At 60.8% G+C, this 6,606-nt stretch carries 7 protein-coding genes; 6 read left to right on the top strand and 1 reads right to left on the bottom strand.

The features are described from left to right. Positions 1 to 1,438: 1,438 nt before the first annotated feature. The 5 genes from AC30NL_RS19655 to AC30NL_RS19635 all read left to right on the top strand — a co-directional run bounded on the left by AC30NL_RS19655 (position 1,439) and on the right by AC30NL_RS19635 (position 4,023). The gene (locus tag AC30NL_RS19655) at positions 1,439 to 2,239 is read left to right on the top strand and encodes a hypothetical protein (protein WP_489465674.1); all 801 of its coding nucleotides are present in this window, start codon (positions 1,439 to 1,441) and stop codon (positions 2,237 to 2,239) included. Further along, positions 2,227 to 2,763, top strand: a complete 537-nt coding sequence (locus tag AC30NL_RS19650; protein WP_489465673.1) for a GTP-binding protein — start codon at positions 2,227 to 2,229, stop codon at positions 2,761 to 2,763. Before AC30NL_RS19655 ends, AC30NL_RS19650 begins: the two co-directional genes overlap by 13 nt. A gap of 54 nt (positions 2,764 to 2,817) precedes the next feature. After that, entirely contained in the window at positions 2,818 to 3,162 is a 345-nt protein-coding gene (locus AC30NL_RS19645) for a roadblock/LC7 domain-containing protein (RefSeq protein WP_489465672.1), read from the top strand. Next, positions 3,159 to 3,530: a hypothetical protein gene (locus AC30NL_RS19640; protein WP_489465671.1), complete on the top strand. Its 372-nt coding sequence runs from the start codon at positions 3,159 to 3,161 to the stop codon at positions 3,528 to 3,530. The genes AC30NL_RS19645 and AC30NL_RS19640 overlap by 4 nt, the downstream gene beginning before the upstream one ends. A 133-nt stretch (positions 3,531 to 3,663) precedes the next feature. Continuing rightward, the gene (locus tag AC30NL_RS19635; protein WP_489465670.1) at positions 3,664 to 4,023 is read left to right on the top strand and encodes a hypothetical protein; all 360 of its coding nucleotides are present in this window, start codon (positions 3,664 to 3,666) and stop codon (positions 4,021 to 4,023) included. 295 nt (positions 4,024 to 4,318) lie between these two features. Here the strand turns inward: AC30NL_RS19635 and AC30NL_RS19630 are convergent, their stop codons facing one another. After that, the gene (locus tag AC30NL_RS19630; RefSeq protein WP_489465669.1) at positions 4,319 to 5,197 is read right to left on the bottom strand and encodes a ChaN family lipoprotein; all 879 of its coding nucleotides are present in this window, start codon (positions 5,195 to 5,197) and stop codon (positions 4,319 to 4,321) included. A 174-nt stretch (positions 5,198 to 5,371) separates the two neighbouring features. Between AC30NL_RS19630 and AC30NL_RS19625 the strand changes: the two genes are divergently transcribed. Next, positions 5,372 to 6,478, top strand: coding sequence for a beta/gamma crystallin-related protein (locus tag AC30NL_RS19625; protein WP_489465668.1), 1,107 nt, complete (start codon positions 5,372 to 5,374; stop codon positions 6,476 to 6,478). Positions 6,479 to 6,606: the final 128 nt, after the last annotated feature.

Here is a 6,606-nt window from a genome sequence, read left to right as displayed (position 1 = left end):
TTTTCTCGTGTTGGAAGGCTTCGATAACACCCCGCAAAAGGTCTCTGGCTCGGAACAGCGGCCAGCTGCGGATTGGCACATGATCACACGGGATGGGACAAATAGGCAGCCCATCGTATCGATCGATGCGCAGGGACGCAGGGCTGCTTTTTTTTGACTCAGGCGCAATAAATTTAGTCAGATAGGGCGACGGGTTGGGATGTTGATGCTTTGGTGCGAGTACGGCGAGTTTGAGCCGTTGGGGTCTCGGTAAAGCGTCGGGGTGCTCGCTTTCCCGGTAATGGGTTCGCGTTTCCGCATATCAAGAACGCGTAGCTGCAAGAAAATACCGCTGGGCTGAAAAGTCGGATCGCGCATCCGATCGACGCCAGGGCGGCTTTTCGCTGTCTTCTCCGCTGAGTTCCAACGAACAGGGATTGGAAACGCAATCGTGCGCGAATCCAGTTCGCTCCAGCGACTCGAGCGAGTCGTCTTCCGACGCATCTTCTTCTCACAGCTCAGTTACCATATCTTACATTTCAACCGAATCCTCTTACGAATACGACCCCGGCGATCTTGTTGTTGCCAGCCCACGAACAATTGATAAGCTGAATAGGCGAGGACAGCGTAAGGCATATTTGGAACAGCAGGAACGGCGCGGCCTGTGATTGCTGCGAACTGGAAGTAAGCCACCAGCCCCAAGGGCGGCCTTGCCCCCCATAGCTCGATCTCTGGCCCGGGCTTGGGGGTTTTTCATATGGACCGTCTTCGTCCTGTCCCACAGCCACGGTGGGCAGGGGCGTATTGGCCAGTCGAGCCATATCCATTGGCTTGCAACTCCAGGCGCTTGGCAGCCAGCAACAAGTCGGTCGTGCCCAAGGGTCGGCCAGCCACCGCCGCCTCGTACGCCAGTTGGTCTCCCAAGAGCGGATGTGGGTTCGATCGCGTATTCCACTCACCTAGACACCCAGGGAAAAGCGCCCTTGGACAAAGGTCCAAGGGCGCTTTTCGCCTGTGCGCCCAGCATGGGCACTCCTGCGAGTGCAAGTCCCACCTTAGTTGATCACGTCGAACGAAGTGACGTGCACCCGCATGAGGGTGACCCAGGCTTGTACGTTTTGCTCAACGAGATTCGGTCATCAAGGTCAGCACTGAATAAAAAAGCCACGCAGAGAGCGTGATCCATGGCACGGGCGCACGGGGCTATCTTGGCTTCCGACATCAAGGTCAGTGTTTGGTCATGACCTGCACAGTCGACCAATATAACCTGCTTTAACGCAATTGATCGCGGCCTGTTCAGCCGCGAGCAAGCAGACACTAATTGCAATAGTCGAGCAGCATAAATCGATGCGTCCACGGGACACGCAATGAATCTCCTTCCGCCGTCACTCGCCACAAGCCAACCGATTCGGTCGCGTGCACACAACGCCGCGATGGCCAGCCATGGTGGCATGCAGCAATGATTTCTCCGTCCTCCACGGTGCCTTCTGACCGGCGCGAACTCAAGTTGCTTGTACAGAACCTGACCGATGCGGACCTTGCCAAGGCGGCCGCTTTCCTGCGTATCGGCCGCGAGCGGCTGAAGTTCGATTGGAAGATTGTCTATAGCGGCGAGCTGGACGTGCTGATGCTGGGGAGCGACGAAGCGCAGACCGTGCGCGGCATGGTGGACGATCCTGTGGCGACTCTGCGCGTGGTGGACGCGCATGCGGCTGGAGCCGAGACGTCCAGCCACCTGGTCCGCCCTCTGGAATATGAACGTTTCATCGAGATGCTGTCCGGCGTGGAACGCAGAGTTGCCGCAACACCTGCCGCAGCGCCTGCCGCAACACCTGTCTCGTCGAAGCCGTCCCTCAACACCACGCCGCCGGCCCCCGCACCTCCACCCGCTGTGGTATTGCCGCCGGCTGCGCGATTCCGCTTGCGGCGATGGCCACCGCTTGCGCTGCTGCAAGGCTATCGCTACCACCCGCGCCTCGCGAGTTTTCTCTCGGCGCGGCATCTCGATCTGGATGAACTGGCCCGCCTGAGCAACGTGGGCAAGGAAGAGTGCCAAGAATTCCTGCTCGCGTTGATGAAGGGTGAGGTGCTGGACGTAGAGCTTGCAGGCGCCCGCCGACCTGAACCGCCGCCGACGCCGCCGCCGGTGTCAACCGCTGGCACCACGAGCCCGCGGCGGCCCGTCAGTTCTTCGCCGGCAATTGACCGCGGCTTGCTCAGCAAGATCCGACTCAGCTTGGGACTGACATGGCGACGTTGAATCACCTCAAGATCGTTTTCACGGGGACTCCTGGTGCTGGCAAGACCACAGCCATCGGGGCCTTGAGCGACACCCCACCCGTCGTGACCGACGTGCGCAACACGGACGCCAGCCTCGGCAAGGAGAACACGACCGTGGGTCTCGACTTCGGCCAGGTCGACCTCGGCGATGGTCAATTCGTACGGCTGTTCGGTACGCCAGGTCAACTGCGCTTCGAGTTCATGTGGCAAATCATCGCTACCGATGCGCTCGGCCTGGTGATTCTTATTGACAACTCGCGGCCCAACCCGCTCGACGACCTTGCGATCTACCTCGATGCATACAAGGATCTGCTGCCGACGATGAGTTGCGCGGTAGGTATCGGCCGCACGATTGAATGTCCGCTGCCGACTGTCGACGACTTCTGCGACATGCTGGCTGCCCGCGGGCTTCTGTTCCCGGTGCTGGCGGTGGATGTTCGCAAGCGCGAAGACGTGTTGACGCTGGTCGATACGGTGCTCGTCCAAGCTGAAATGCGCCTCTGAAAGAAGAAGTCCATGTCCTCTGTACCCACATTCCTTTCGCAGCAGGCCCGGCAGGTGGCCCAGTCGCTGCTCACCGCGATCGAAGGGACCCGCGCGGTCGTGGTCGCAACCGCCGACGGCTTTGACCTGGTACAGGTTGGCTACAGCGGCGTTGAGGCCTCGCGCTTGGCCGCGATGGTCAGCTCCTTTGCTGCTCTCGGCGATGCCGCCAGCCGAGAAAGCGGCCTTGGCACACCTCGTTGTCTCGTCATCGATTCCACCGATGGCCGCCTCATGGTGCGCTGCATGCAGGTGCGCGATCACGCCATCATTGTTGTCGTTGTGACTGACAAGACCGCGCTACTGGGCCTGGTGTGGAATCACCTCGCGGCCGCAGAAAAAGCGATGAATGCGGAATGAACTCTCACCAACTAAGTTCTGAACTGGACATCATTGCAGCCCAACCCAGCATCATTGGCTGCGCTCTCGTGGACGCGAGCACCGGCTTGGTTTGGCATGCCCGTGGTGGAGTGCCGAAAGCAGAACTGATCTGGGAAGCGGCAGTGGACTACTGGCGACTTCACGACCGGCAGAAGCTGCATTTCGCCGGCCTTGGAGCGCTAGGTGCTGCCGTGATGTACCACACCCTTGGCGTGCTCGCTGTGTTCCCGTGCTGCAGCGATCCAGACGTTCTGCTGGTCTCGCACGGCCAACATCAGGGTGTCGACTGGATCGCCCTGCAGCGCAAGGCCCGAGCGCTGGGCGATCTCCTTCGCTCGTCTGGCTAGACGCCTTCACGGCGTCACCGCATCACATGCCCATCCGGAGATCCGGCATGGCGCTGCAATCTATGGCGTGCAGCGTCGAAGCGATCTTCATTTCGGATCATGACGATCCCTACTCAGCGACTGGAAAGAGAATATGGCAACCATCAGACAAGCCCTGGATGACCTGTTAACCGTCGATGGCGCGATGTGCGCGGCTGTGGTCGACTCTTCGAGCGGCATGATGCTCGGATCGGCCGGCTCCGGCGTCGACATGGAAGTGGCTGCGGCCGGCAACACCGAGGTCGTGCGCTCGAAGATGAAGACCATGCGTCAGCTTGGCCTGAACGACGTGATCGACGACATGTTGATTACGCTGGGCAAGCAATACCACATCATTCGCCCGGTATCGCGCAAGGAAGGCGTGTTCGTCTACTTCGTGCTGGACAAGGCCAAGTCCAATCTGGCGCTGGCTCGGCGCAAGGCGCAAGATGTCGAACGAGAGTTGACGATCTGATCGGGGCCGCGGGAAATCGTCCCGCACCTGCGGATGCGCGCCCAGCATGATCATGCATTGCAGAGATGGTTGCCAGAAAGCTCGGAGTTGGTCAGCCGATCACTCCGAAACAGTTCGGTGAAATCACGGACGAGCAGCTCTCGCGGCTCGTCCCGCGCGCATACCGCGAGTTCTTCCCCGTCAAGGTTTAGCGCTGACGGGTGCTCCTACCTTCACGATGGCACGGCGTGGAGTTTCTTCAAGGCCGGCTCTCTCGATGAATGAAGTGCAGCGTGAATACGGAGCGCGCCGTTCGTCATTGACGGCGCTTGCGTTTTTCGAATTCGGCACACGGATCGGGCCGCTCGGCCGGAGCCGTCCGCACAACAGCGTCGAAGACTGAATCGGGGATCGATTCAGTGTTTCTTTCAAGGTAGGCGACCGCAAACACCCGGTCTCGCAACGGGCCGTTCATCCAGCGCGGAACGCCGATATCGCGACGCACATGGCCGTTGCCGGCGAGCAGTATCACGCCGTTACCGGCGTGCTTGCGCAATTCTTCAGCCATGACAGCGTCACGAGCGTACTGTGCGCGTGCCATCCGCGGCAACGCGGCTTGTGGCAACACATGGCAGTGCCCAGCATCGATCTCGCGCTCCTGGGCCGCTTGCCAGTCGGGCGCGATGGGCTGGTCCAGCCCCAGCCTTGCGATGCTGGCGTTGTCGAACACCGCTGAGTAGCCGCCTCGAACGATATTGGTCGTGTCCGAGTTGGACACGTTCGTTGCAATCAGGGGCAAGTCGTATTCGAGCGCGAGCGCCACGAACGGACGATAGAAATCCCAGTTCCAACCACTGCTCGACGCGGTGCCAACCGGGGCGGCGAGGTCGATCACATGCTGCGCATCACCGGGTCGTTCGCGGCGTGCGCGGTCGATGTCGATCTGGTGCTCGCGGTCGAACTGCTCCATCGCGATGGCGGGGCGCCAGCCGGCAGCCAATGCGTGGCGCAGCACCAGCAGCCGCAGCCGATGCTGTTCGGCGTTGTCGTGCACCTCGCCGAGCATCACCACGGCGTCTCCGCGCAGACGATGTTCCCAATCATTGCGAGGCGCAACGGTTGAGCAGGCGCCGCAAACCATTGCCAGAAGCAGTGCTGCGATGCAAATCCCGCTGTCGAACAGGCGTTTGACCATGAGGTGTCGATGATGGCTGACAAGGTTCGATCGTAAGCAGGGCGGGCGATAGCAACATACGTTTACCTCGCGCCGCTTCACGGCTGTCGTCGAGCGCAACCGACATCGCGTTGTCGCACTAATGCCGGGCTTTCTGTGCCTTGGCATGCATGCCACGATCAAAGGAAAAATTCAATGAATCCGATTTTGAAATCGGCACTTGCCGTCGTCGCGGCCGTTCTTTCGATTCACGCCTCGGCGGAGATCACCTTTTACGAGCACGACAACTTCGACGGCCGCGCATTCACCGCGCAAGAGCCTGTCGACAATTTCAGGCGCTTCGGGTTCAACGACCTCGCATCGTCGGTCGTGGTGGTCGGTGAGCCCTGGGAAGTGTGCGACGACGCCGACTTCCACGGGCGTTGCATGATCTTGCGGCCCGGCAGCTACCCCTCGCTTCGGGACATGAACATGAACGATCGCCTGTCGTCCGCGCGCGCCATCGGGCGCGACAGGCGATACGACGAAGGGCGTTACGCGCCGCAGCCAATGATGGGGCAGATCACCTTTTACGAACGCGAGGGCTTCCAGGGCCGGGCCTTCGCCACCGAGGGAGACATTGAGAACTTCAAGCGATTCGGATTCAACGATCGCGCGTCGTCAGTCGTGGTGCTCGGGCAGCGTTGGGAGGCTTGTGAACACGTGAACTTCACCGGGTTGTGCGTGATCTTGCGTCCCGGTCGTTATCCAAGCCTGAGTTCGATGGGGCTCAACGACCGCGTTTCCTCGGTGCGGATAGTGCATCCGACCGCTCGATTCCACGATGGTCGCTACGCGCCTCAACCTGTGCCGGTATACGACTGGCGCCGACGCCCCGAAGAGCGGATCCATGAAGCCAGGGTGACCGCGGCGCGCGCCGTGTTTGCGGCCCCGCAGCAACGTTGCTGGATCGAGCGTGAGCAAGTCGTGCAAGAGCAGCGTCGTGACCCGAACGTCGGCGGCGCCGTTGTGGGCGGCATCGTGGGCGGCATCCTCGGCCATCAGATCGGCGGCGGTACGGGCCGCGATATTGCTACCGTGGGCGGGGTCGTGGCGGGCGCAGCCATCGGCGCGAATGTCGGCCGTGATGCTCAGACGACGTCGATTCAAAACGTTCAGCGCTGCGCTGCGACCCCTGCACAAGGCCGCCCCGACTACTGGGACGTGACCTATCAGTTCCGTGGTGTCGAACATCACATGCAATCAACATCGCCGCCGGGACCGACGGTGACGGTCAACGAAAACGGCGAACCGCGGATGTGATGGACCGCACGCCGAAGGGCGATACCTCAGCAATTCTCATTTTGAAAATCACCCTGTGCGTGGTTTCTTGGGAGCTGGAGTGAGGCCATCGAGCATGAAGGCGATGAGTTGGTCCCAGTGTTCAAAGA

Origin of the sequence: Rhizobacter sp., from assembly GCA_021153565.1 — a bacterium.
GTDB lineage: Bacteria > Pseudomonadota > Gammaproteobacteria > Burkholderiales > Burkholderiaceae_C > Albitalea.
The sequence above is the reverse complement of the archived record's forward strand: the minus strand, read 5'-3'. Positions and strand labels throughout refer to the sequence as shown.